Raw genomic sequence first — 25,711 nt, forward strand, 5'->3', positions numbered from 1 at the left:
ATCACCCACATTCACGCCCCTTCTCGGGTCGCGAAGGAAATGCCGCCAATGGCTCGATCAGTCGATGATTCACCCGCCGAACCACATAATCATTCATGCATTACCAGGCCAGTGACCCATCACACCTACGATTAACCGGCGAAGAGTCACGATGTGACCAGATTTATCCGATTAGCCCTTTTGGATCCCGGGTCGCCCATCTGCCATAGTCGGTTCCACGACCCCCATTGACCCGGGCCAGGTCGTCCATAGCGGCCGTGAACACACCCCCCATTTCACGGCCCCGCACAGAAGCCCCCGCAGCGCCGCACCACGGCCGACCGGGGGCTTCTGTGCGTCGTGCCGGGTGTCGTCACAGCGGGCGCAGGGGCAGGGGCCGGAACGGCTCAGCGGTCGGAGATCCGCATCTCGAACCAGGTGGTCTTGCCGCGCGGCAGCAAGTCCACCCCCCAGCGGTCGGAGAGCTTGTCGACGAGAAAGAGCCCGCGACCGCTGATGTCCATCTCCTGGACCGGCATGAGGCACGGCAGCCCGCGCGAGGGGTCGCGCACCTCGATCCGGATCCAGCCGCGCCGGCGCAGCAACCGCAGCCCGAAATTGCGCGCGCCTGTGTGCCGTACCGCATTGCCGACGAGTTCCGAGACGAGCAGAACGGCATGTTCGGCGGTCTGCGGGGAAAGCGCCCACTGGCGCAGCACCACACAGGAGGTGAGCCGCCGGGCGATGGCCGCGGACTCCGGACGGGAGTCCAGCCGGACTTCGTCCTCCGCCGGATTCCCGAACAACTCCAGCGCCTTGAACGCCTGTTCGTCCTCGACAGTCGGCATCCAGCGTGCCGCAGTCGCGCCGCTGCGTTGTCGCGGCTGTTCCACACCCTCCAGGCCCGCCATGCCCACCATCATGGCTGCACGGCGGGCACTCCGGGGCCGTTCCGAGGGAATCTCTACCCCGGAATGGGACATTCCGTAGTGGTCGGTAGGCATATGCCAGCGGCAGAATGCGACGCTTGATACCGCCACTGACCTGCGCGTATGCCCCGTCAGAGCGAGGTTGCCCCGGTCACTCGAGCACTGAGCCTTAAGGTTCTCTTAAGGCTCAGCCAATCCGCTCGCACGGATGAACCCGCGACAGTCTGTGCCCAATTGGCGTTCGGTCAGAGGAACTTGGCCTTCCCCGGCCCCTCTTCGACAAAGCTGCGCATACCGCGCTCACGGTCCTCGGTGGCAAACAGGCCGGCGAACCAATTCCGCTCGATCGTGAGGCCGGTGTCGATGTCCGTCTCCAGCCCCGCGTCGACCGACTCCTTCGCCGCGCGCAGCGCGAGAGCCGGCCCCTTGGCCAGCCGGGCCGCCCAGGCGTGCGCCTGCTCGTACACCTCGGCCGCGGGCACCACCCGGTCCACCAGGCCGATCGTCAGCGCCTCTTCGGCCTTCACATGACGGCCGGTGAAGATCAGGTCCTTGGCCTTGGACGGGCCGACCAGCCGGGCCAGCCGCTGGGTGCCGCCCGCGCCGGGAATCAGGCCGAGCAGGATCTCGGGCTGGCCCAGCTTGGCGTTGTCGGCAGCGATCCGGAAGTCGGCGCAGAGCGCCAGCTCGCATCCGCCACCGAGCGCATAACCGGTGACAGCGGCGACGACGGGCTTGGGGATGCGGGCCACCGCGGTGAAGGAATCCTGCAGCGCCTTGGACCGTACGACCATCGCCGTGTGGTCCATCGCCTGCATCTCCTTGATGTCCGCGCCCGCCGCGAACACCTTCTCGCCGCCGTAGAGGACGACGGCGCGCACATCGTCGCGCCGGGTCGCCTCCTCGGCGAGTTCACGCAGCCGGTCCTGGGTGGCGACGTCCAGGGCGTTCATGGGCGGACGGTCCAGCCGGATCGTGCCGACGCCGTCGCTTGCTTCGAGGGTTACGGTCATGAGAGGCAGGTTAACCGTCGCTAACGACGGCGGGCCCGGTGCTGTTGGTCACAGCACCGGGCCCACCGTCGTGTCGTACGTCGCGAACTACTTGGTCCACTCCGCCCAGGTCATGTTCCAGCCATTGAGGCCGTTGTCCGGCTGGATGGTCTTGTCGCGGGAGTTCTTCACGATCACGACGTCGCCGATGAGCGAGTTGTCGAAGAACCAGGCAGCCGGGGTCTTCTTGCTCCAGGCGCCGCGCACGTCCTGCAGACCGACGCAGCCGTGGCTGGTGTTGGTCGAACCGAAGACGTAGGGCGCGCCCCAGTAGTTGCCGTGGATGAAGGTGCCCGACGTGGACAGACGCATCGCGTGCGGCACGTCCTTGATGTCGTACTCACCGCCGAAGCCGACGGTGTCGCCGTTCATCCGGGTCACCTTGAGCTTCTCGCTGATGACCATCTGACCGTTGTACGTGGTGGTCGCAGGGGCGCCCGCGGAGATCGGGATGTTCTTGATCTGCTTGCCGTCACGGACGACCTTCATCCGGTGCGTGCTCGCGTCGACATGACTGACCTGGCTGCGGCCGATGGTGAACGAGACCGTCTTGGCCTGCTTGCCGTAGACCCCCGGGCGTCCCTCGACGCCGTCGAGGTTGAGCTTCACGGTCACCTTGGTGCCCGCGGCCCAGTACTTCTCCGGGCGGAAGTCCAGGCGGTCGTTGCCGAACCAGTGGCCCTCGACCTGTACCGCCGGCTCCGCCGTCACCTTGATGGCCCTCTCGACCGCTTCCGGGTCGGTGATACCGCGGGTGAAGTGGATCGAGACCGGCATGCCGACGCCGACCGTGGAACCGTCCTCCGGCGTGTACTGCCCGATGAAGGTGTTCTTCGGGACCAGCGTGGTGAACGTGGTGTCCTTGGCCGACTCGCGGCCCTTGGCGTCCTTGGCGATCGCGTGGACCGCGTACTTCGTCGCCGCGGCCAGGTGCTGCTCGGGCTCCCAGCTCGCGCCGTCCGCCGTGATCTTGCCCTCGACCTCGACGCCCTTGGGGTCCTCGACCTTGACCGTGGTCAGCTTGCCCTGCTCGGCGGAGATCTTCAGCGCCCCGCTGGTGGCGACCGAGTCGGCACCGTCCTTGGGCACGACGGTCACCACCGCCTGCGAGGCGGTCGTGTCCGCGCTCCTGCCCCCGCCTCTCTTCCCGCCCTTGTCACCGGCGTCGGTGTCTCCCCCGCCGCACGCCGTCACCAGCAAAAGCAGCGCACCCAGTACCAGAGCCAGCAGTCCGGTGGTCCCCCGACCACGCCGTCCGTTGTCCGTCCCGACCGATGTCCCCGATATCGGCTGCCCGTTCAATGTGGTCGTCTCCCCTCACACGGCCTGGCCCCGCCATGGCCCTGGGAGCCTGCAGGCTCCTACCCCCGCGCGCTGCACATGCGCGCTAGCGAAAGATAATCACACGGACCTTTGAGAGATCCCCCCATGGATGTCACCGTTCAGTCCCAAGTTGTCCCAGGACTACACCAGGTGACGCCTGGTAGGGGCGCAAGGGTGCCCGGCCGGCCCGTCCCGGTTCGGGACACCCTCGGGAGGCACCACGGAGCTTCGGCGCGGACGCGCTTCAACGGAGCGCGGAGCCCGCCTTCCACTGGGTACGGTTCAGGTTCCGGCCGCCGAGCCTGTTGTCCGGCGCCACGTGCTTGTCCTTGGAGTTGACGACCTCGACGACGTCCCCGATGAGCGGACAGCGCGGGCAGTACGGCGAGCGGTCCTGCCGGGGGAAACGTGAGTGCGGGCCCCGCCGTGGGCAGAACAGAGGGGAGGACCACATTCGGGGAGCCGCGGCCGGGACGCCGTGCGCTCCCCTTCGGCGCCGGGTCCGATGAGCCGCGGGAGGCTGAAAGGTGTCGAGCGCAGCCGAGCAGGAGGCAGTGCGGGAGTCGGTCGGGAAGGTTCTGGAACGGGCGTCGAGGGAGGCAGGGGCCGAGGCGGGGACCGGCCCGGTGGAAAAGCGGGTGCTCGACGGCGGGCAGCGGCCGCCGGCCGTGTGGCCCGGTGCGCCGATGCCGCTCGGAGCCCGTTTCCGGGTGGGCCCGGACGGGGTGGCGGGCACCAACTTCGCGCTCTGGGCAGGCGGGGCCGAGGCGGTCGAGCTCTGTCTCTTCGACGAGGAGGGGGACGAGACACGCCTCCCGCTGACCGAGCTGACCCATGAGATCTGGCACGGTTTCGTGCCGGGCGTACGGCCGGGTCAGCGGTACGGCTACCGGGTGCACGGCCGCTGGGACCCGTGGACGGGTGCCCGCTGGAACCCGGCGAAACTGCTGCTGGATCCGTACGCACGTGCGGTGGACGGCTCGTTCACCCTGCCGGCCGAGGTCTACGGCCATGTGAGGGACTGGCCGCAGCAACAGGTCGCCGACACCGTCCGGGACGAACGGGACTCCGCTCCGTACGTACCGAAGGGCGTCGTCGTCCACGATGACGACGACTGGGCGGAGGACCGGCGCCCCAAGACCCCGTGGGCCGACTCCGTCATCTACGAACTGCATGTGCGTGGCTTCACCAAGCGGCACCCGGAGATCCCGGAGGAGCTCCGGGGCACGTACGCCGGACTCGCCCACCCGGCGGCTCTCGGCCATCTGACCCGGCTCGGCGTGACGGCGGTGGAGCTGCTGCCGGTGCATCAGTTCGCCCACGAGGACCACCTGCTGCGGCGCGGACTGCACAACTACTGGGGATACAACTCCATCGGCTACTTCGCCCCGCACGCGGACTACTCGGCGAGCGGTACGGGCGGCCAGCAGGTCGGCGAGTTCAAGCGGATGGTGCGGGCGCTGCACGACGCCGGGATCGAGGTCATCCTCGACGTGGTCTACAACCACACGGCGGAGGCGAGTGAGCTGGGTCCGATGCTGTCACTGCGCGGCATCGACAACCGCGGCTACTACCGGCTCCAGTCCGACGCCCGGAGATACACGGACTACACCGGCTGCGGAAACACCCTGCATGTGGTGCAGCCGCATGTGCTGCGGCTGATCACGGACTCGCTGCGGTACTGGGTCACCGAGATGGGCGTCGACGGCTTCCGCTTCGATCTGGCGGCGGCGCTGGCCCGCTCGATGCACGACGTCGACATGCTGTCCCCGTTCCTCGCGGTGATCGCCCAGGACCCGGTGCTGCGCCGGGTGAAGCTCATCGCGGAGCCATGGGACGTCGGCAACGGCGGCTACCAGGTCGGCGCCTTCCCTCCGCTGTGGACGGAGTGGAACGACCGCTACCGCGATGCCGTACGGGACTTCTGGCGCGGCGCCCTGCCCGACGTACGGGATCTCGGCTACCGGCTGACCGGATCCAGCGATCTGTACGCGTGGGGCGGCCGCCGCCCGTACGCATCGGTCAACTTCATCACCGCGCACGACGGCTTCACGCTGCGCGATCTGGTCAGTTACGAGCAGAAGCACAACGAGGCGAACGGCGAGGGCAACCGGGACGGCACATCGGACAACCGGGCCTGGAACTGCGGCACCGAGGGCGAGACCGACGACCCCGGGATCAACGCGCTGCGCCGCCGCCAGCTGCGCAATCTGCTCACCACCCTGCTGCTGTCGACCGGGGTGCCGATGCTGGTCGCGGGCGACGAGATGGGCCGGACGCAGGGCGGCAACAACAACGCGTACTGCCAGGACAACGAGATCGGCTGGCTGGACTGGTCGCTGCTCGACCAGCCGCAGTGGCGGGAACTGACCGAGCTGACGGCGCGGTTGCTCGCGCTGCGCCACACCCATCCGGTGCTGCGCCGTGGCGCCTTCTTCTCCGGCCGGCCGCAGGCCGCGGACGGGCTGCGGGACCTCGCGTGGTTCACCCGGCAGGGGACGGAGATGACGGAGGAGGACTGGTACGCACCGGCCGCGACCATCGGGCTCTATCTCTCCGGACGTGACATCCCGGGCCGGGACGCGCGCGGCGAACAGGTCACGGACGACAGTTTCCTGGCGATCCTGCACGCCGCCGACCGTCCGAGCAGCTTCCGGCTTCCCGGTCCGCCGTGGTCGCAGGCGTACGAACTGGTGCTGGACACCTCGCGGGAGGACCAGTCCTCCGCTCCGGGAACCGTGCACCGCGGCTCCGAGATGCTGACGGTGCCGGCGAGGGCGGTGGTGCTGTTGCGCGTCAGGGAGTGATGCGGAACAGGGCGGACGGCCGGGGTCAGCCGAGGATGCCGCGCTCGTAGGCGGTCGCGACGGCCGCGGCGCGGTCCTTGGCGCCCAGTTTCGCGAAGATGTGCGTGAGATGGGTCTTCACCGTTGCCTCGCTGACGAACAGTTCGGCGGCGATCTCCCGGTTCGAGGTGCCCTTGGCGACCAGTTCGAGCACCTCGCGCTCGCGAGCGGACAGCGCCTCGTGGCCCGCGGCGCCGGAGGCACGTACCCGCGAGACGAGCCGGGAGGCGACCGCGGGCGACAGCACGGTACGTCCGTCGGCGGCGGCGCGCACGGCTGTGAACAACTCTTCGCGGGGTGCGTCCTTGAGCAGATAGCCGGTCGCGCCCGCCTTGATCGCGGGCAGCGTGTCGGAGTCGGTGTCGTACGTGGTAAGGACGAGCACCTTGGAACGGGCGCCGCGCCGGGTGAGTTCGGCGATGGCGGCGACTCCGCCGCCGCCCGGCATCCGCAGATCCATCAGGACGACATCGGGGTCGAGCCGGGCCACGAGGTCGACCCCCTCCACGCCGTTCGACGCCTCCCCCAGGACCTCGAAGCCGGGGGCCGAATCGAACATGCCGCGCAGACCGTCCCGTACGACGGGGTGGTCGTCGACGACGACGAGCGTGATGACGCGTGCGGAATCCTCAGCCATGGCAGGCCAACCGTACTGGTCATCCGCTGTTTTGAACCAGTGGCACCCGGGCGCTGACCGCCGTTCCGTCACCCGGCTCGGTCTCCACCTCGACGGTACCGGCGACGCGTTCGGCGCGGGGCCGCATGCCGCCGAGCCCGAAGCCGCCCGCGCGGTTGTACGGCGGCAGGGCGGCCGGGTCGAAGCCGCGGCCGTCGTCCCGTACGTCCAGGGTGATTTCGTCACCCATGAAGGACAGGGTGATGCCGACCCGCGAGGCCCCGGCATGGCGGCCGACGTTCGCGAGGGCTTCCTCGGCGATACGGAGCAGGGTGGCGCCTATCTCGTCGTGGATCGGCTCGACGGTACCGGTGACGGTGAAGTCGGCCCGGACCCCGTGGCGTTCCGCCCAGCCGGTGACCGTCTTCTTCAGCGCGCCCGGGAGGTCGTCGTGCTCCAGTGCGGCGGGGACCAGATTGTGCACCGAGCGGCGCGCCTCGCCCAGGCTGTGCCGGGCGAGGGCGGCGGCGCGGTCGAGGTGCTGCCGGGCCAGTGCCGGGTCGTTGTCGGCGACCGAGGTCACCACCTGGAGCTGGGCGATGATGCCGGTCAGGCCCTGCGCGAGCGTGTCGTGGATCTCGGCGGCGAGCCGGCGCCGCTCGTCCGCGACGCCCGCCTCGCGCGCCTGGACGAGGAGTTGGGCGTGCAGGCCCGCGTTCTCGGCGAGGGCTTGTTCGAGGCGGGCGTTGGCGGACTCCAGTTCGGCGATGGTGTCGACCTGGGCGCGGTTCTGCTCGGCCTCCCGGTCGCCGATCTGGGCGAAGACCATGGTGATGGTTGCGTGCAGGGCGAGGAGGATGCCGAAGGCGATCCAGTTCGTGAAGCTTTCCGGCGGAAGGCCGCTGCCGGACTGCGAGCCCGCCATGATGACGGCGGTGGCGAGCAGGCCCGCCCGGAAGGCCCGATCCGGGAGCAGCCGGCCCGCGTCGAAGTAGCCGAGCACCGCGAACATCGAGAAGAACGGGTTGCACCAGGTCAGCGCGAAGGCGAGCGACGTGCGGGCGACGAAGTAGAACTGCGCCGCCTGCGACCGCGGGGGAACCTTCCGCCTGGCGCGCCCCCACCAGAGCTGGAGGACGAGCGCCACCGGAACCAGCGCCACGACAGCGTACACGTTCGAGCGGGACATGATGAGGTCGGCGGACACGGCCGAGACCGCGGTGGCCAGGCCGAGCAGACCGTACGGCCCGTACCGGAAGAACCGCTCCCACCACTGCGCGGCCGTCGTCGCTCCGGTGGTGGATGCCTCTGCCGTTTCCGCCGTGTCCCCCGTGTCCATGGGTGAAGTCTCCCCCGGAACCGGTCACTCCCACCGGAACAGACGGGTCGCGAGGACGGTGACCAGGGTCGCCCACAGCGCCATCACGCCCAGCTGGGCCCAGCCGGGCCAGCCACCGGACGCCGCCCGGTCCAGCGCCTGGGAGGCCGCGCCGAACGGGGTGGCCTGAACGATGCGCCGAAGGGTGTCGGGCATGGTCTGCACCGGGATCCAGACCCCGGCGGTGAACATCATCACGAGGTAGACGACCGAGCCGATGGCGGCGGAGGCCTTGGTGGTGCGGGAGAGCGCACAGAGCAGCGCGCCGAGGGCGAGAACACTCGCCGTCGCCAGGAGCAGCGCCAGGACATAGCCGAAGGGCTGTCCGGGCAGCGTGACGCCGAAGGTGGTCCGGCCGACGGCCGTCACCAGCGCGGCGGAGCCGAGCGCCGCGGCGCCGTGCAGGGCGATCTGCGAGGTGAGCAGGGCGGACGGCCGAACCGGAGTGGTCGACATGCGACGCAGGATGCCGCGCTCGCGGTAGCCGGTCAGAACGGGCGGCATGGCCTGCAGTCCGGCCATGATCATGGCGAGCAGCACCGAGACCGGTACGTACAGATCGATGACGCGGCGGCCGCCGAGTGCGTCGTCGGGGTCCCGGAAGGACGGGATCAGGCCGAGGATCGTCAGCAGCACGGTCGGGAAGACGAGGATCCAGAACAGGCTGCCGGGCTCGCGGAGAAAGAGCCGTGTCTCGGTCCTGAGTACCGCTGCCCATGGGGTGGAGGTGGCCGTCGCCCTGGCCGGGTTCGCCGTGGTCATCTCAGGCCGCCTGTTCTGTGAGGTCGAGGAAGACGTCATCCAAAGTGGCTTCGGAGACGCGGAGTTGGTGTGCCGTGACGCGGTGGCGGGCCAGCAGCGAGATGACCGCGTTGACCGTCTCGTCGGTGCCGTTGATGACGATCCGGCCGTTCTTCTGCTCGACAGAGGCCGCCCCGGGCAGCCGGCCCAGCTCTGTGTCGTCCAGCGGCTGTGACGGTGTGAAGGAGATGACCGTGGCGCTGCCGCCCCTGCTGATCAGGCCGGACGGGGTGTCGAGGGCGACGACCTTTCCCTTGTCGATCACGGCGACACGGTCGCAGAGCCGACTGGCCTCTTCCATGAAGTGGGTGACCAGAAGGACCGTCACGCCGCTCTCGCGTACGTCCTCGATCAGCTTCCAGGTGTCCCGGCGGGCCCGCGGGTCCAGACCCGTGGTCAGCTCGTCGAGCACCACGGCGCGCGGGTTGCCGACCAGCGCAAGGGCAATGGACAGCCGCTGTTTCTGACCGCCCGACAGCTTGGCGAACCGGGTGGTGAGCCTGGTGTGCAGACCGAGCCGTTCGGCCAGGGACCTCCAGTCGGCGGGGTTCGGATAAAAGGCGCTGTACAGCTCCAGCGCCTCGCGCACCGTGAGCTTGGCCTGCAGCTCGCTCTCCTGGAGCTGGGCGCCCAGCAGTTGCGTCACCCGTCCGTGGTCGGCGACGGGGTCGAGTCCGGCGACCCGGACCGTACCGGCGTCGGGGATGCGCAGCCCCTCGACGCATTCGACGGTGGTCGTCTTGCCCGCGCCGTTGGGGCCGAGAATCCCGAAGATCTCCCCCTCGTCGACGGCGAAAGTCACTCCGTCCACCGCGGTGCGCCCGGCGTAGGCCTTGTGCACCGCGTTCACTTCGATGATTGCCATGGGTATAAGGGTCCCGTCGGGCGGCCCCGCGCGGCATCGGCCATCACGCTCGAATCGACATCGGCCGATCGGCTGACTCCGGGGTACGACCGGGCGGTCTCGGGCCATCGGGGGGGGCGGGATGTCGACAGAGCGACGAAAAGCAGCTGAGCGATGTCAGTGGTGAACCGTAGGCTCGCCCCTGATGCCCGAAACACATGTAGAGCCCAAGGACCGGTCCGCCGCGCGCTCCCTGCTGCGGCTGTGGCCTTACGTGAAGCCTGTACGTATCCGCCTGTCCGCGGCGGCAGCCGTGGCGATCGTCGCCTCCTGCCTCAGCCTCGTGATACCCCTCGTACTGAAGTGGATCGTGGACGGCCCGGTCGCGCGCCGTGATCCGGGCGGAGTCTGGCTCGGTGCGCTGTACCTGTTGTTGCTGGGCATCGCCGAGGCACTGCTCTTCGGGCTGCGGCGATGGCTGGTGGCGCGGCCGCTGGCGGGCGTCGAGGCATCTATGCGGGCCGACCTGTACCGGCATCTGCAACGGCTGCCGGTGGCCTTCCACGACCGCTGGCCGTCCGGGCAGCTGCTGTCGCGCGGAACCACGGACCTGATGCTGCTGCGCATGTTCCTGGCATTCCCGCTGACGTTTCTCCTGGTCAACGCCACCACCATCCTGGTCGGTTTCATCATTTTGCTGGTGCAGCAGTGGATGCTGGGCCTGGTGCTGCTCGTACCGGTCGTGCCGCTGGTGATTCTCTGCTCCGTCTTCGAGACGAAGTTCGCGGTGGTGGCACGCAAGGCCCAGGACCAGGTCGGCGATCTGACGACCGTCGTCGAGGAGAGCGTCCTCGGCATCCGGATCATCAAGGGCTTCGGGAGGCACCGAAGCCAGGCCCTGGCCTTCCGCGGCCTCTCGCAGCGACTGCGCGGCACCGAACTCGACAAGGCGCGGCTGCTGGCCGGCATCTGGGCCTTCATCACCACGATCCCGGAGCTGGCGATCGGCGCGGCGCTGGTTCTCGGCACGATCCAGGTCGCCGACGGAGAGCTCTCGGCGGGCACGCTGGTGGCGTTCCTGTCGACCGCTCTCGCGCTGCGGTGGCCGGTCGAGTCGATCGGTTTCCTTCTGGCGATGAGCCAGGAGTCGGCGACGGCGACCGAGCGGTTCTTCGAGGTGATGGATGTGGAGGAGGAGCGCGAGACCGCCGCGGAGTCTTCCGCGGCGCCCTCGCAGCAGCACGCGGACGGCGGAATGGTCTTCGAAGGCGTCGAGTTCCGCTACCCCGACGCGGAGTCGGACTCCGTACCCGTACTGACCCGGATCGATCTGCGGATCCGGCCCGGCGAGACGATGGCCCTGGTCGGGGCCACGGGATCGGGGAAGACGACGCTCACCGCCCTCGTACCGAGGCTGCACGAGGCCACCGCCGGGCGGATCACGCTGGACGGCACCGACATCACCACCATGCGGCGCGAACAGCTGCGTGAGCTGGTGTCCGTGGCGTTCGAGGAACCGACGCTCTTCTCGGCGAGCGTCGGGGAGAACATCCTCATGGGCGCCGACGGCGCCGGCGAGGACGAGCTGCGGCGGGCGCTCTCGATCGCCCAGGCCGACTTCGTGTACGACCTGCCGGAAGGCATCCACACCCAGGTCGGCGAGCAGGGGCTCAGTCTTTCCGGCGGCCAGCGGCAGCGCCTCGCACTGGCCCGCGCCGTCGTCGGGCAGCCGCGCTTCCTGGTGCTCGACGACCCGCTCTCCGCCCTGGACGTACATACGGAGACGCTGGTGGAGGCCGCCCTGCGGCGCGTGCTCGAGTCGACCACGGCCATCGTGGTCGCCCACCGGCCGTCCACCGTGATGCTCGCGGACCGGGTGGCGCTGCTGTCCGAGGGCCGGATCAGCGCCGTCGGCACCCACCAGGAACTGCTGCGCAGCAACGCCGAGTACGCCTGGCTGATGTCCGGCGCCGGGGACGCGCCCGAATTCCTGTCCACCGACGGCATGCCTGCCATGGACGTCCCTGCCGAGAAGGACAGCACCCGATGACCAATACAACGACCGGACGCACCGCGGGAGCCGGCGACAGCGACGAGAACGAGCCCCTGAGCGGCACCGACGCAACCACCGGCACTGCGGACGCGGCCAGGGGCACGGATCCGGGTACGGGTACGGGTACGGGTACGGGTACGGACACCCTGACCCGTGACCGGCCGGCAACAAGACCGGACGACACCACACGGAAGACGCCCGAGGCCGCTCCCGAACCCGGCTCCGCCTCCGGCGCCCAGGACGCCTTCGACCAGGACGACCTGCCCACTCCGCGCGGCGCGACCCGCGCCCTGCTGCTGTCCCTGCTCGGCCCGCACAGGGGCAGGGTGGTGGTGGCCGCGCTGTTCCTGCTGATCCAGCAGGCCGCGGTCCAGGCGGGCCCGCTGCTCGTCGCGTACGCCATCGACAGCGGCGTACCCGCGTTCCGCGACAAGGACTACGGACCACTGATCGCCGTGGCCATCGGGTACGCGCTGTGTTCGGCCGGCGCGGGGAGCATGCAGTACGCGTTCATCCAGGCCTCCGCCCGGATCAACCAGGAGGTACTGCTCGATCTCCGGGGGCGGATCTTCCGTCATGCACAGGCACTGAGCGTGGACTTCCATGAGCGCTACACCTCGGGCCGGCTGATCTCCCGGTCCACCACGGATGTGGAGTCGTTGCGGGAGCTGCTCAGCGAGGGGCTGCAGGAACTGATCGGCGTCGTGCTCTCCTTCATCTCCATCTCGTTGCTGCTGCTGTGGCTGGACGTCGGTCTCGGAGCGGTCGCCGTCCTCTCGTTCGTGCCGCTGTATCTGCTGGTGCGGCTCTACCAACGGCGTGCCGGGGTGATCTACGCCGCCCGGTCGACAGCAATCGCATCGGTCATCGTGAAGTTCGCGGAGACGATCAACGGGATCCGCCCCGTCCAGGCATTCCGTCGCGAGCGCATCAACGACACAGAATTCGGGCGTCTCAACCAGCAGCACTGCCGGACGAACGGCGCCGCGCTGCTGGAGATGGCGCGCTACGTGGTCGGCTCCCGACTGGTCGCCAACACGGCGGTCGCCGGCATCGTGCTGTGGGGTGCGTACCGAGTCGCCTCCGGGACGCTCGCGCTCGGCGTGCTGGCCGCGGCCGTGCTCTACCTGCGACGGCTGTACGACCCGATAGACCGGCTCGGCATGTTCCTCAACTCCTATCAGTCGGCTGCGGCTTCGCTGGAGAAGATCGCGGGGCTGTTGGCCCAGACCCCCACTGTCCCCGAGGCGACGAACCCGCGGGAGCTGCCTGCCCGCACGGGTGAGCACCCAGGGCGGGACGTCGCCTTCGACTCGGTGAGATTCGCCTACCGCACGGGCGGCGAAGTGCTGCCCCGCTTCGATCTGACGATCCCGGCCGGGCAGACCGTGGCCGTGGTCGGCTCGACGGGTGCCGGGAAGTCGACGCTCGCCAAACTGCTGGCCCGGTTCTATGACCCGACCGACGGCCGGGTGCTGCTGGACGGGACCGATCTGCGCGATCTGGCCCTGCCCGAACTGCGGCGCGGTGTGGTGATGGTGACCCAGGAGGCGTTTCTCTTCTCGGGGACGGTCGCCGAGAACATTGCCATCGGCCGCCCGGAGGCCCCTCGCGAGGAGATCGAGCGGGCCGCGAAGGCGATCGGCGCGCACGACTTCATCAGCGGTCTGCCCGACGGGTACGACACGGATGTACGCAAGAGGGGCGGGCGGATCTCGGCGGGCCAGCGCCAACTGGTCGCCTTCGCCCGCGCCCTACTCGCGGACCCAGCGGTCCTGATCCTCGACGAAGCGACGAGCTCACTCGACATCCCCGGCGAACGCGCCGTGCAACGGGCCATGGACACGGTGTTGCACGGCCGTACCGCGGTCGTGATCGCTCACCGGCTGTCGACCGTGGAGATCGCGGACCGGGTACTGGTCATGGAGCACGGCCGGATCGTGGAGGACGGCTCCCCGTCCGAACTCATCGGCGGTACCGGCCGGTTCGCCGGGCTCCACCGCGCCTGGCGGGAAAGTCTGGCCTGACCCGCTGCCCGGCAACAACCACCGGCGTCGGCACAACCACGCCGGGCGGACGACCGGCCGGTGCGGCGGTGCCGCGCACCGGCTCGGTAGCGGTGGGGCAGGTGCCGTTGCCGGCCTGCCCCCCGTCGCGCTGCCAGGTCGCCACGGCCAACCGCGTCGCCCGGCGCTTTACCTGGCCTTTGCTGCACGACACGGGCTGACCCGTTCAGAACGAGCCACAATTCAAGACACTTTCGGCCGGTGGCCACGACCCCGCGCCGAACGCGCCATTCGAACACGGTGTGTTCGAGCTCAACCGGGACCCGCTGTTCGAAATCGGCCGCTCCGGGCCGTGGACGCCTTCTCGGTAACGATCGGTGAAACGTCCGCTTAACGAACATGACCTTTCTGGCAACGGACGAATTCCGGCCAACTTGTTGACGCGGTCCTGACAAGGGCATCCGTCTGCTGACACTCTTCCCCCGTTCCGCGCACAGCCTGCTCTGCCCGGTCGGCTCACCCAGCCGCCGGTACCCCCCTCGCAGAAGGAGTCCGCGTGAGATCCACGCCCAGCCGTCGCGCCACCGCGACCGGCGCTCTGATAGCCGTAGCAGCCCTCCTCGCCGTAGGAGTCCAGACGGGCACGGCAAGTGCCACAGCCGGCGGTTCCGCCGCTGCTGCCCCGGTCGCGACCAACGCCAAGCATGGCGCGCTGGCCAAGCACCTCTCCCCCTCCGCACGTGCCGAGCTGATCCGCGAGGCCAACGCGAGCAAGGCGGCCACGGCCAAGGAGCTCGGTCTCGGCTCTCAGGAGAAGCTCGTCGTCCGGGATGTCATCCAGGACAACGACGGCACCACGCACACGCGTTACGAGCGCACCTTCAGTGGGCTTCCGGTCCTCGGTGGCGACTTGATCGTCCAGGAGTCCAAGGCCGGTGAGACCGAGGGCGTCACCAAGGCGTCCAAGGTCACCTCTGCTCAGCTGAAGGCCGTCGACACCGCCGCCGACATCGCCCCGGCCAAGGCCGAGACGCAGGCTCTCGGTGCGGCCAAGGATGCCGGTTCCAAGAAGACCGTCGCCGACCGGGCACCGCGCAAGGTGGTCTGGATGGCCCAGGGCAAGCCGCAGCTCGCCTACGAGACCGTCGTCGGCGGGCTCCAGCACGACGGCACCCCCAACGAACTGCACGTCGTCACTGACGCGTCCACCGGTGCGAAGCTCTACGAGTGGCAGGCCATCGAGACCGGTACCGGCAACACCCAGTACAGCGGCCAGGTCACGCTCGGCACCGCGCCGTCGTACACGCTGACCGACACCGGACGCGGCAACCACAAGACGTACAACCTGAACCACGGCACGTCCGGCACCGGGACGCTCTTCTCCGGCTCCGACGACGTCTGGGGCGACGGCACTCCGCAGAACGTCGAAACCGCCGGCGCGGACGCGCACTACGGCGCGGCCGAGACCTGGGACTACTACAAGAACGTGCAGGGCCGCACCGGTATCCGGGGCGACGGCGTCGGCGCGTACTCCCGCGTCCACTACGGCAACAGCTACGTCAACGCCTTCTGGTCCGACAGCTGCTTCTGCATGACCTACGGAGACGGCAGCGGCAACGCCAAACCGCTGACCTCCCTCGACGTGGCCGCGCACGAGATGACGCACGGTGTCACCTCGGCCACCGCCAACCTGGTCTACAGCGGCGAGTCCGGCGGCCTCAACGAGGCGACCAGTGACATCATGGCCGCCGCGGTCGAGTTCTACTCCAACAACGCCACCGATGTGGGTGACTACCTGATCGGCGAGAAGATCGACATCAACGGCAACGGCACCCCGCTGCGGTACATGGACAAGCCGAGCAAGGACGGCGCGTCCAAGGACGCCTGGTACTCCGGCATCGGCAGTGTGGACGTCCACTACTCCTCGGGTCCGGCGAACCACTTCTTCTACCTCCTCTCCGAGGGCAGCGGCGCCAAGACCATCAACGGTGTCTCGTACAACTCCCCGACCTCCGACGGTCTGCCGGTCACCGGCATCGGCCGCGACAAGGCGGCGCTGATCTGGTTCAAGGCGCTCACCACCAAGTTCAGTTCCACGACGAACTACGCGGCTGCTCGCACCGGTACCCTCGCCGCGGCCGGTGACCTGTACGGCACGACGAGCGCCGAGTACAAGGCGGTCGCCGATGCCTGGGCCGGCATCAACGTCGGCTCGCGCTCCGGTGGTGGCACCGGCGGCACGGTCTTCGAGAACACCACCCGCATCGCCATCCCGGACCACGGCGCGGCCGTCACCAGCTCGGTCAACGTCACCGGAATCACGGGCAACGCACCCAGCACCCTGCAGGTCGGTGTGGACATCACCCACACCTGGCGCGGTGACCTGGTCATCGACCTCGTCGCCCCGGACGGCACGGCCTACCGGCTGAAGAACTCCTCGCTCTCCGACTCGGCCGACAACGTCCAGACGACCTACACGGTCAACGCCTCGTCCGAGGTGGCCAACGGCACCTGGAAGCTGAAGGTCCAGGACGTCTACTCGGGTGACACCGGCGCCATCAACAGCTTCAAGCTGACCTTCTGAACCCAGCACCGCAGTCCGAGCACGTGATGCGGCGAACCGCCCGGGAGGAGCTCTCATTCCTCCCGGGCGGTTCGCCGTAGGGTGAGCCACAGATCAGGGTGCTGCTTGCCGACGACGGAAGCGTGATCCGCGCGGGTGTCCGGGCGATCCTCGCCACCGACCCCGCCATCGAGGTCGTCACCGAAGCCGGGGACGGGCACGAAGCTGTCGGGAGGACGGGTGGTCAGCGCATCAGCAGGCCCGCACCGTCGCCCGTCGCCTCCGTCGGCAGTGCGACCAGGCCGAGTTCCGCGCTGGTTGCCAGCAACGGGTGAGCGGGAAGCACTCGCACGGTGTAGCCGTAGGGGCCGGTGCGGTCGAGGGCGAGCGGGCCCTCGTACAGCCAGCGACCCTCCAGGTCCTGGCCTCCGGTCGGCTTCAGCGGGAAGAACTGGGTGTCCGAGATCGCGTCGGCGGAGTCGACCCGCCCGGCCACCGCCTGCACCTCCACGTCGTCCGGCTCCAGTGCTCCGAGAGCGATCCGGACACGCAGCGCCAGCGTCGCCCCCAGCTCGGCCGAAGCGCCGACCGTGCTGGGCGCCACGGCCTCCACATGGTCGACCGCGACCCGCGGCCAGGCAGCACGGGCCCGGGCCTTCCAGTCCGCGAGCTCCCGCGCCGTGGCGGCGTCCAGGGAGCGGTGGGCGAGCGCGGCGGGGGCGTACAGCCGCTCGACGTACTCGCGCACCATGCGTCCGGCGAGGACCTTGGGGCCGAGCGTGCCCACGGTGCGGCGGACCATCTCGACCCAGCGCTCGGGAAGCCCGTCGTCGCCCCGGTCGTAGAAGCGCGGCGCCACCCGCTCCTCGATCAGCTCGTAGAGGGCATTCGCCTCCAGCTCATCGCGCCGGTCCTCGTCCATCGCGGACCCGTCGGCGGTCGGGATCGCCCAGCCGAAGTCGGGTTCGAACCACTCGTCCCACCAGCCGTCGAGCACGGACAGGTTGAGACAGCCGTTGAGCGCGGCCTTCATTCCGCTCGTGCCGCAGGCCTCCAGGGGCCGCAACGGGTTGTTGAGCCAGACGTCGCAGCCGGGGTAGAGCTTCTGCGCCATGGCCATCCCGTAGTCGGGCAGGAAGACGATGCGGTGGCGGACCCTGGGGTCGTCGGAGAACCGGACCAATTCCCGGACCAGCCGCTTTCCACTGTCGTCGGCGGGGTGCGCCTTGCCTGCGACAACGATCTGGATCGGCCGCGTCGGGTGGAGGAGCAACTCCGTCAGCCGGTCGCGGTCACGGAGCATCAGGGTCAGCCGCTTGTAGGAGGGCACGCGGCGGGCGAAGCCGATCGTCAGCACATCCGGGTCCAGCACGCCGTCGATCCAACCCAGTTCGGCCGGTTCCGCACCACGCGTGCGCCAGGAGGCGGCAAGCCTCGTGCGGACCTCGGTCACCAGCTGTTCGCGCAGCGTCCGCCGCAGGTCCCAGATTTCGCGGTCCGGGATTCCGGCCGCCGCATCCCAGCGTCCCGGCGTGCCGCCGTACCGGGATCGCAGCCCGAAGATTTCGGGGGCGACCCAGGTGGGCGCGTGAACGCCGTTGGTCACCGAGGTGATCGGCACCTCCGCGGCGTCGAAGCCCGGCCACAGCCCGGCGAACATCTGCCGGCTGACCGCCCCGTGCAGGGTGGAGACGCCGTTGGCCCGCTGAGCGAGCCGCAGGCCCATGACCGCCATGTTGAAGAGGGTGGGCTCGCCACCGGGGTACGTCTCCATACCGAGCTGCAGGATCCGCTCGACCCCGACACCCGGCAGTTCGCCGTCGTCGCCGAAGTGACGGGCGATGAGCTCCCGGTCGAAGCGATCGATTCCGGCAGGCACCGGGGTGTGGGTGGTGAACACCGTGCCGGCCCGCACCGCCTCGACCGAGGAGTCGAAATCCAGCCCGGTTCCGGAGAGTTCACGGATGCGTTCAAGACCGAGGAAACCGGCGTGCCCCTCGTTGGTGTGGAAGACCTCCGGGGCCGCGTGCCCGGTGAGCCGGCAGTAGGTCCGCACGGCTCGCACGCCGCCGATGCCGAGCAGCATCTCCTGCAGCAGCCGGTGTTCGCTGCCACCGCCGTACAGCCGGTCGGTGACCTCGCGCTCGCCGGGTGCGTTCTCCTCCACGTCGGAGTCGAGCAGGAGCAGAGGGACGCGGCCGACCTGGGCCTGCCAGATGTAGGCGTGGAGCGAGCGGCCACCCGGAAGGGCCAGGACTACGCGGCTCGGTGTTCCGTCGGCCTCGCGCACCAGGGTGAGCGGCAGTTCGTTCGGGTCGAGGAGGGGATAGTGCTCCTGCTGCCAGCCGTCGCGCGACAGGCTCTGCCGGAAGTAGCCGTGCCGGTAGAGCAGGCCGACCCCGACGAGTGGCACGCCCAGGTCGCTGGCGGCCTTCAGATGGTCCCCGGCGAGGATGCCGAGTCCGCCGGAGTACTGCGGAAGGGCTGCGGTCACGCCGAATTCGGGCGAGAAGTACGCCACGGCGGCGGGCAGTTCCGCACCCTGCGCCAGCTGCTCCTGGTACCACCGCGGACCGTTGAGATACTCCTGGAGGGCGGCGGACGCCTCGGTCAGCCGGTGCAGAAACTGCTGGTCCTGGGCCAGCTCGGCAAGGCGCCCGGCAGAGACGGCGCCGAGCAGACGTACGGGGTCGGAGTCCGCCGAGCGCCTGCCCTCCGGGTCGACGGCCTGGAAGAGCTCACGTGTCTCGGTGTGCCAGGACCAGCGCAGGTTGCGGGCGAGGCCGCTGAGCGGTTGAAGGGGATCGGGGAGGACAGGACGCACGGTGAGTCGACGAATGGCCTTCACGTATTCCACCTTTACAGGGGACGTACGAATCCGAGGGGACGCACCACGGTGTGCGCCGCTCCGTCACCCTCGACGGTAACGGTGTGCCGTACTCCGCAACCACGGCGCGCGACCGGCTCACAACGAACGGCACCCGGCGAGCCGCTCGCTCCCGGATCCGCCCCGGCCCCGGCCCCGACGCCCACCGCAGTCCCGGCGTCGGATCAGCGGCCCGCTGCGTCTCGTCCGCCCCACCGCCCCCTCTCCGTAGATCGGTACTCATCCGCCACGGACGTTATGGCCGATTCCACCCCCTCGGGCAGCCTTGTAGCCCTTCACAACACAGGGAAGGCTGCCCAGTGGCGTGTACGGGGGCCGGGTCGAGGCGGACCGGCCGGCCTTCGACGCGACTCCGTGCGGCGCGCACCACGTCGAGGAGGAGGAGGTTTCGGTTCATGGGACTGACACGGCGACACCCACGACCGCCACAGAACGATGCGGACAGGCGTGGTCGAGGCCCCTGTCGCTGCCTCGGCGACGGCTGAGGGCGGTCTCCGCGAGCCTCCGCACACGGGGCGGAGCCCGGCGTACTCAGACCTTCACCGCTACGCCCGAGTAGTTAACAAACCACCGGATTGGCCCCCCGACAACCGTGGGAAGGCTTCTGCGGTACACAGCCCGAATACAGCCCGAATGCGGTTCATCTGCGATCCGGCAGCGGTTCGTATGCAGTCCGTACGCGTCCGGTACTCACCCGCGCACCACACCCGCGCCCCAGCCATTCGCGTGCCATTCGAGTGAATGCGGACAGGAGCGGCCATGCTCACACCCCATCAGCCGTCAACGGAGCAGCTAGAAAGGACGGACCCTCACAGTCGCGGCGTACGCACTCATCTCTCCACGCCCGCACCGCGTCCCGTGCAGCCCGAGCTCCAGTCCCCAGGTGATTCCATGATCGGTCGCATTCCCGTCCTCGACGTCCGTCCTCTCGTCGATTGCGGCAGAAGGCCCGCCAAGGCCGTTGCCGGTGAGACCTTCCAGGTCACGGCCACCGTCTTCGGTGAGGGGCATGAGGCGGTCGCCGCCAATGCCGTGCTGCGGGATCCGAGCGGCCGCCCGGGTCCGTGGGCGCCGATGCGGGAGCTCGCTCCCGGCACCGACCGCTGGGGCGCCGATGTCACGCCGGACTCCGAAGGGCACTGGACGTACACGGTCGAGGCCTGGAGCGATCCGGTGACCACCTGGCGCCAGCATGCACAGATCAAGATCCCTGCGGGGATCGACACCGCGCTCGTCCTGACGGAGGGCGCCGAGCTGTACGAGCGGGCCGCCGGGGGCGTACCGAAACGGGACGGGCGTGAGGCGGTGCTGGCCGCGGCCGATGCGTTGCGCGACGAGTCACGGCCGGCCGCCGCGCGGCTCGCTGCCGCGCTCGCCCCCGAGGCCACCGCCGCGCTAGCCCAGCATCCTCTGCGCGAACTGGTGACCTCGGCCCGACCGCTCCCCCTCGTCGTCGAGCGCCGACGGGCCCTGTTCGGTTCCTGGTACGAACTGTTCCCGCGGTCGGAGGGCGCCAGGTTCGAGCCGGCCGAGCCGGCGAAGGCAGGCAAGGCCACGCGAAAGGGCAGGACGGGGAAGGCGGCGGACCATCTGCAGGGGCACCGGGGAAGGGTCGTCAGCGGCACGTTCCGTACTGCTGCCGAGCGGCTTCCCGCGGTCGCCGCCATGGGGTTCGACGTCGTCTATCTGCCGCCCGTCCACCCCATCGGGACCACTCATCGCAAGGGCCCGAACAACTCGTTGTCCCCCGGCGCCCACGACGTGGGGGTGCCGTGGGCGATCGGTTCGGCCGAGGGCGGTCACGACGCCGTCCACCCCGAACTCGGCACGCTCGACGACTTCGACCACTTCGTCGAAACCGCCCGCGCCCTCCGCATGGAGATCGCGCTGGACTTCGCGCTCCAGTGCTCTCCCGACCATCCGTGGGTGGAGAAACATCCCGAGTGGTTCCACCACCGCCCGGACGGCACCATCGCGTACGCGGAGAACCCGCCCAAGAAGTACCAGGACATCTATCCGATCGCCTTCGACAAGGATCTGCGGGGGCTGGTCGCGGAGACCGTCCGCATCCTGCGGTTCTGGATGGACCACGGCGTACGGATCTTCCGCGTCGACAATCCGCACACCAAGCCGGTGATCTTCTGGGAGAAGGTGATCGCCGACATCAACCGCACCGACCCCGATGTGATCTTCCTGGCCGAGGCGTTCACCCGCCCCGCGATGATGCATACGCTCGCCACGGTCGGTTTCCAGCAGTCGTACACGTACTTCACCTGGCGCAATACCAGGCAGGAGCTCACGGAGTACGTCACCGAGCTGGCCGGTGACGCGGCCTCCTACATGCGGCCCAACTTCTTCGTGAACACCCCGGACATCCTGCCGGGCTATCTCCAGGACGGCGGACGCCCGGCTTTCGAGGCGCGGGCCGTGCTCGCCGCGACACTCTCTCCGTCCTGGGGCGTGTACGCGGGGTACGAGCTGTGCGAGAACACCCCGGTGCGGGCCGGCAGCGAGGAGTACCTGAACTCGGAGAAGTACGAAATCCGGCCCAGGGACTGGGAGTCGGCGGAGCGCGAGGGCCGTTCCCTGGCTCCGCTCATCACCTCGCTCAACCGGATCAGGCGCCGTCATCCCGCACTGCAGCAGCTGCGCGACGTGCACTTCCACGCCGCCGACAACGACGCGCTGATCGTTTACAGCAAGCGCTCGGGTTCGAACATCGTTCTGGTGGTCGTCAACCTCGACCCTCACCACACCCAGGAGGCCACGGTCTCGTTGGACATGCCGCAACTCGGCCTCGACTGGCACGAGACCGTGCCGGTGCGCGACGAGCTCACCGGCCACACCTATCACTGGGGCAGGACCTTCTATGTGCGTCTGGAGCCGGGCGTCACGCCTGCGCACATCGTCGTCCTGCGACCGTCCCCGCCGACCGGAGGGTCACCCACACCATGATTGTCAATGAGCCCGTCCACGACAAGTTCGAGGACACCCCTGCCAAGGACCGCGATCCCGACTGGTTCAAGCGCGCCGTCTTCTACGAGGTCCTCGTCCGGTCCTTCCACGACTCCAACGGCGACGGCATCGGCGATCTCAAGGGCCTCACCGCCAAGTTGGACTACCTGCAGTGGCTGGGCGTCGACTGCCTCTGGCTGCCGCCGTTCTTCAAGTCACCCCTGCGCGACGGCGGGTACGACGTCTCCGACTACACCGCCGTGCTGCCGGACTTCGGCGATCTCGCCGACTTCGTGGAGTTCGTCGATGCCGCGCACCATCGCGGGATGCGCGTGATCATCGACTTCGTCATGAACCACACGAGCGATCAGCACGACTGGTTCCAGCAGTCGCGCAGCGATCCCGACGGGCCGTACGGCGACTACTACGTCTGGGCCGACGACGACAAGCAGTTCCCGGACGCGCGGATCATCTTCGTCGACACGGAGACGTCCAACTGGACCTTCGACCCGGTGCGCAAGCAGTACTACTGGCACCGGTTCTTCTCCCACCAGCCGGATCTCAACTACGACAACCCGGCGGTGCAGGAGGAGATCATCTCCGCCCTCCGGTTCTGGCTGGATCTCGGTATCGACGGCTTCCGCGTCGACGCCGTGCCGTATCTGTACCAGCGGGAGGGCACCAACTGCGAGAACCTGCCGGAGACCCACGAGTTCCTCAAGCGGGTGCGCAAGGAGATCGACGCGCACTACCCGGACACCGTGCTGCTCGCCGAGGCCAATCAGTGGCCGGAAGACGTCGTCGACTACTTCGGTGACTACCCGGCCGGCGGCGACGAGTGCCATATGGCTTTCCACTTCCCGGTGATGCCGCGCATCTTCATGGCCGTGCGCCGCGAGAGCCGCTATCCGGTCTCGGAAATCCTGGCGAAGACCCCGGCGATTCCGTCCGGTTGCCAGTGGGGCATCTTCCTGCGCAACCACGACGAGCTCACGCTCGAGATGGTCACGGACGAAGAGCGCGACTACATGTACGCGGAGTACGCCAAGGATCCGCGGATGCGGGCCAACATCGGCATCCGGCGGCGTCTCGCATCCCTCCTGGACAACGACCGCAACCAGATCGAGCTGTTCACAGCCCTGCTCCTGTCGCTGCCGGGTTCCCCGATTCTGTACTACGGGGACGAGATCGGGATGGGCGACAACATCTGGCTGGGCGACCGGGATGCCGTACGCACCCCGATGCAGTGGACGCCCGACCGGAACGCGGGATTCTCCTCCAGCGATCCGGGGCGGCTCTACCTCCCCACGATCATGGACCCGGTCTACGGCTACCAGGTGACCAACGTCGAGGCGGCGATGGCCTCGCCGTCGTCGCTGCTGCACTGGACACGGCGGATGATCGAGATCCGTAAGCAGAATCGGGCCTTCGGTCTCGGGTCGTACAACGAACTGCCGTCCTCGAACCCCGCGGTGCTCGCCTTCACCCGCGAGTACAAGGACGATCTCGTGCTGTGCGTGCACAACTTCTCGCGGTTCGCGCAGCCGACGGAGCTCGATCTGCGGACGTTCAACGGGCGTCATCCGGTGGAGCTGATCGGCGGGGTGCGCTTCCCCGCCATCGGTCAGTGGCCCTACCTGCTGACTCTCGCCGGGCACGGGTTCTACTGGTTCAGGTTGCGGAAGGACGCGCCGTCGATCTGATGCGGCGCCACTTTCGCGCATACCCAGCGGGGCGGTTTCCGCCGCCCCGCACGGGGCAATCTCCCCCACATCGAGCTCTTCAGGGCTTCTCACCCCGAATTCGCCAAAGCACTTCGGAGTTCGCCGGAGTTCGCCGGAGTCCGTCGGGGGCCTCAGAGGTCGCCCGACAGCCTCTCAGGGGGCTTCCGGGGTTCTTGGAACCCTGCACGTCGAGTCCGTACGGACCATCCTGACCCGACACGTCCCGCACAGCCGGACAGCTATTGCCGCAATCCGGGACACTCTTCGCATCCTGTGGTGTGCCCGGGGAAAGGACGCGATGCCATGTCGAAGGCTGCATCCACTCGGGTCGCCCTCGCCAACAGCACAGCACTACTCCCGTCACTCGCCCCACTGCTGCATGAGTGGCTGCCTCGGCAGCGGTGGTTCGCAGGCAAGGGACAGCCGGTCACGGCTTTCTCCCTTGTCTCGGCGACCGAAATACTGCCGGTGGACGCCGAATCCGCAGGGAGCGGCGCCGGCAACGGGGCCGGGCTGCTCCATCTGCTGGTCCGGGTCCATCAGCCGTCCATGCCGGCCTCGCCCGACGACTGCTACCAGATGCTGCTCGGAGTCCGGGCCACGCTGCCACCATGGCTCGCCCCCGCCCTCATCGGCCACGTGAAGGGAGGTCCACTGGCCGGCCTGGCGGTCTACGAGGGGCTGCACGATCCGCGGCTCGCCGAACTTCTGCTGGAACGGTTGCGCACCCCCGGGACCCTCGGCCCCCTCCGTTTCGACCGGGGCGCCGCCCCCATCCCCGCCGGGCTCACCCCGCGGGTGCTCGACACGGAGCAGTCCAACTCCTCGCTCGTCTACGGCAACGCCTACATCCTGAAGATCTTCCGCAGGGTCTTCCCGGGGACCAATCCCGATCTGGAACTGCCGCTCGCCCTCTCCCGGGAGGGCTGCGGTCGGGTGCCGGAACCCGTCGCCTGGTTCGAGGCGACAGCATCGGAGCCGCTCACCCTCGGCGTTCTCCAGCCCTTCCTGCGGGGCGCGGAGGACGGCTGGCAACTTGCGCTACGGACACTGGCCACGGGCCATGACTTCACCCGTGAGGCCCGCGCACTCGGACGCGCCACCGCCGAGGTGCACACGGCACTCGCCACCGCGCTGCCGACGCCCGTGCTGCGCCGCTCCCAGACCGAGCATCTCGCCGCCGGGATGATGGAGCGGCTGGAGGCGGCTGCCCACGCGGTGCCGGCGCTGGCGCCGTATGTTCCCGGGCTGCGTACCGCGTTCGACGCCGTTGCCGCACTGGGCCACAGGGGCCGGAGCTGGGCCACGCAGCGCGTGCACGGCGATCTGCATCTCGGCCAGACCCTGCGCGCGGCCGACGGCTTCTGGTCACTGATCGACTTCGAGGGCGAACCGGCGCGGCCCCTTCTGGAACGCCGCCGCCCGCAGCCTCCGGCGCGCGACATCGCGGGCATGCTCCGTTCCTTCGACTACGCGGCCCGCTCCCACCGGCCCTGGAACGCCGAGTGGGCGGCACGCTGCCGGACTGCCTACTGCGACGGGTACGCGCAGGCCGCGGGCGTCGATCCGCGCAGCGAACCGGAGTTGTTGCGGGCCCATGAGACGGACAAGGCGGTGTACGAGGTGGTGTACGAGGCCCGGCACCGGCCCGACTGGTTGCCGGTGCCGATGGCCGCCATCCAACGTCTGGCCGCCGCCGTCGACTGATGCGCCGCACGCCGCCCGGTTTCGGCCACGGCGGCGTTCCCCCGCCCG

The 25,711-nt window shown here is 69.1% G+C and carries 16 protein-coding genes and 1 pseudogene; 8 read left to right on the forward strand and 9 right to left on the reverse strand.

The window, feature by feature from the left end; all coding sequences use genetic code 11:
* Window positions 1-386: 386 nt before the first annotated feature.
* From OH809_RS13775 to OH809_RS13790, 4 genes are all read right to left on the reverse strand, one after another.
* Window positions 387-902, reverse strand: coding sequence for an ATP-binding protein (locus OH809_RS13775; RefSeq protein ID WP_406515142.1), 516 nt, complete (start codon window positions 900-902; stop codon window positions 387-389).
* Window positions 903-1,153: 251 nt separating this feature from the next.
* Window positions 1,154-1,921, reverse strand: a complete 768-nt coding sequence (locus tag OH809_RS13780; RefSeq protein ID WP_406422128.1) for an enoyl-CoA hydratase/isomerase family protein — start codon at window positions 1,919-1,921, stop codon at window positions 1,154-1,156.
* An 87-nt stretch (window positions 1,922-2,008) separates the two neighbouring features.
* Window positions 2,009-3,262 carry an Ig-like domain-containing protein gene (locus OH809_RS13785; protein ID WP_406515143.1) on the reverse strand — a complete coding sequence of 418 codons (1,254 nt, stop codon included), beginning with the start codon at window positions 3,260-3,262 and terminating at the stop codon, window positions 2,009-2,011.
* A gap of 265 nt (window positions 3,263-3,527) precedes the next feature.
* Window positions 3,528-3,737, reverse strand: coding sequence for a hypothetical protein (locus OH809_RS13790; protein ID WP_406516334.1), 210 nt, complete (start codon window positions 3,735-3,737; stop codon window positions 3,528-3,530).
* Between the two features lie 73 nt (window positions 3,738-3,810).
* Here OH809_RS13790 and glgX point away from each other — a divergent pair, with 73 nt between their 5' ends.
* Complete coding sequence (glgX, locus tag OH809_RS13795) at window positions 3,811-6,090, forward strand: glycogen debranching protein GlgX (RefSeq protein WP_406422126.1); 2,280 nt, start codon at window positions 3,811-3,813, stop codon at window positions 6,088-6,090.
* Between the two features lie 25 nt (window positions 6,091-6,115).
* On the opposite strand, the gene OH809_RS13800 is transcribed toward glgX, so the two are convergent.
* From OH809_RS13800 to OH809_RS13815, 4 genes are read right to left on the reverse strand one after another with little or no spacing between them, the layout of a single operon-like run.
* A complete protein-coding gene (locus OH809_RS13800; RefSeq protein WP_406515144.1) occupies window positions 6,116-6,766 on the reverse strand; it encodes a response regulator in 651 nt (216 codons plus the stop codon).
* Between the two features lie 19 nt (window positions 6,767-6,785).
* Entirely contained in the window at window positions 6,786-8,084 is a 1,299-nt protein-coding gene (locus tag OH809_RS13805; protein ID WP_406515145.1) for a sensor histidine kinase, read from the reverse strand.
* A 24-nt stretch (window positions 8,085-8,108) separates the two neighbouring features.
* Entirely contained in the window at window positions 8,109-8,885 is a 777-nt protein-coding gene (locus tag OH809_RS13810) for an ABC transporter permease (protein ID WP_406515146.1), read from the reverse strand.
* Window position 8,886: 1 nt separating this feature from the next.
* A complete protein-coding gene (locus OH809_RS13815) occupies window positions 8,887-9,789 on the reverse strand; it encodes an ATP-binding cassette domain-containing protein (protein ID WP_406515147.1) in 903 nt (300 codons plus the stop codon).
* A gap of 184 nt (window positions 9,790-9,973) precedes the next feature.
* Here OH809_RS13815 and OH809_RS13820 point away from each other — a divergent pair, with 184 nt between their 5' ends.
* The 4 genes and pseudogenes from OH809_RS13820 to OH809_RS13835 form a co-directional block, all read left to right on the forward strand.
* On the forward strand, window positions 9,974-11,818 hold the full coding sequence (locus OH809_RS13820; RefSeq protein WP_406422123.1) for an ABC transporter ATP-binding protein: 1,845 nt from the start codon (window positions 9,974-9,976) through the stop codon (window positions 11,816-11,818).
* A complete protein-coding gene (locus OH809_RS13825) occupies window positions 11,815-13,848 on the forward strand; it encodes an ABC transporter ATP-binding protein (protein ID WP_406515148.1) in 2,034 nt (677 codons plus the stop codon). Before OH809_RS13820 ends, OH809_RS13825 begins: the two co-directional genes overlap by 4 nt.
* A gap of 535 nt (window positions 13,849-14,383) precedes the next feature.
* Window positions 14,384-16,411: a M4 family metallopeptidase gene (locus OH809_RS13830; RefSeq protein ID WP_406515149.1), complete on the forward strand. Its 2,028-nt coding sequence runs from the start codon at window positions 14,384-14,386 to the stop codon at window positions 16,409-16,411.
* 98 nt (window positions 16,412-16,509) lie between these two features.
* Window positions 16,510-16,620 (forward strand): annotated as a pseudogene (locus OH809_RS13835) (DNA-binding response regulator); the annotation flags it as partial.
* Window positions 16,621-16,634: 14 nt separating this feature from the next.
* On the opposite strand, the gene glgP reads toward OH809_RS13835, so the two are convergent.
* Window positions 16,635-19,238 carry an alpha-glucan family phosphorylase gene (gene glgP / locus OH809_RS13840; protein WP_406515150.1) on the reverse strand — a complete coding sequence of 868 codons (2,604 nt, stop codon included), beginning with the start codon at window positions 19,236-19,238 and terminating at the stop codon, window positions 16,635-16,637.
* A gap of 930 nt (window positions 19,239-20,168) precedes the next feature.
* On the opposite strand from glgP, the gene OH809_RS13845 reads away from it, so the two are divergent.
* From OH809_RS13845 to OH809_RS13855, 3 genes are all read left to right on the forward strand, one after another.
* Window positions 20,169-22,232, forward strand: a complete 2,064-nt coding sequence (locus OH809_RS13845) for an alpha-1,4-glucan--maltose-1-phosphate maltosyltransferase (protein WP_406515151.1) — start codon at window positions 20,169-20,171, stop codon at window positions 22,230-22,232.
* Complete coding sequence (treS, locus tag OH809_RS13850; protein WP_406422118.1) at window positions 22,229-23,935, forward strand: maltose alpha-D-glucosyltransferase; 1,707 nt, start codon at window positions 22,229-22,231, stop codon at window positions 23,933-23,935. Before OH809_RS13845 ends, treS begins: the two co-directional genes overlap by 4 nt.
* A gap of 324 nt (window positions 23,936-24,259) precedes the next feature.
* Window positions 24,260-25,663 carry a maltokinase N-terminal cap-like domain-containing protein gene (locus OH809_RS13855; RefSeq protein ID WP_406422117.1) on the forward strand — a complete coding sequence of 468 codons (1,404 nt, stop codon included), beginning with the start codon at window positions 24,260-24,262 and terminating at the stop codon, window positions 25,661-25,663.
* Window positions 25,664-25,711 lie beyond the last annotated feature (48 nt).

The sequence above is a fragment of the Streptomyces sp. NBC_00873 genome, assembly GCF_045207415.1.
Classification (GTDB): Bacteria; Actinomycetota; Actinomycetes; order Streptomycetales; family Streptomycetaceae; genus Streptomyces.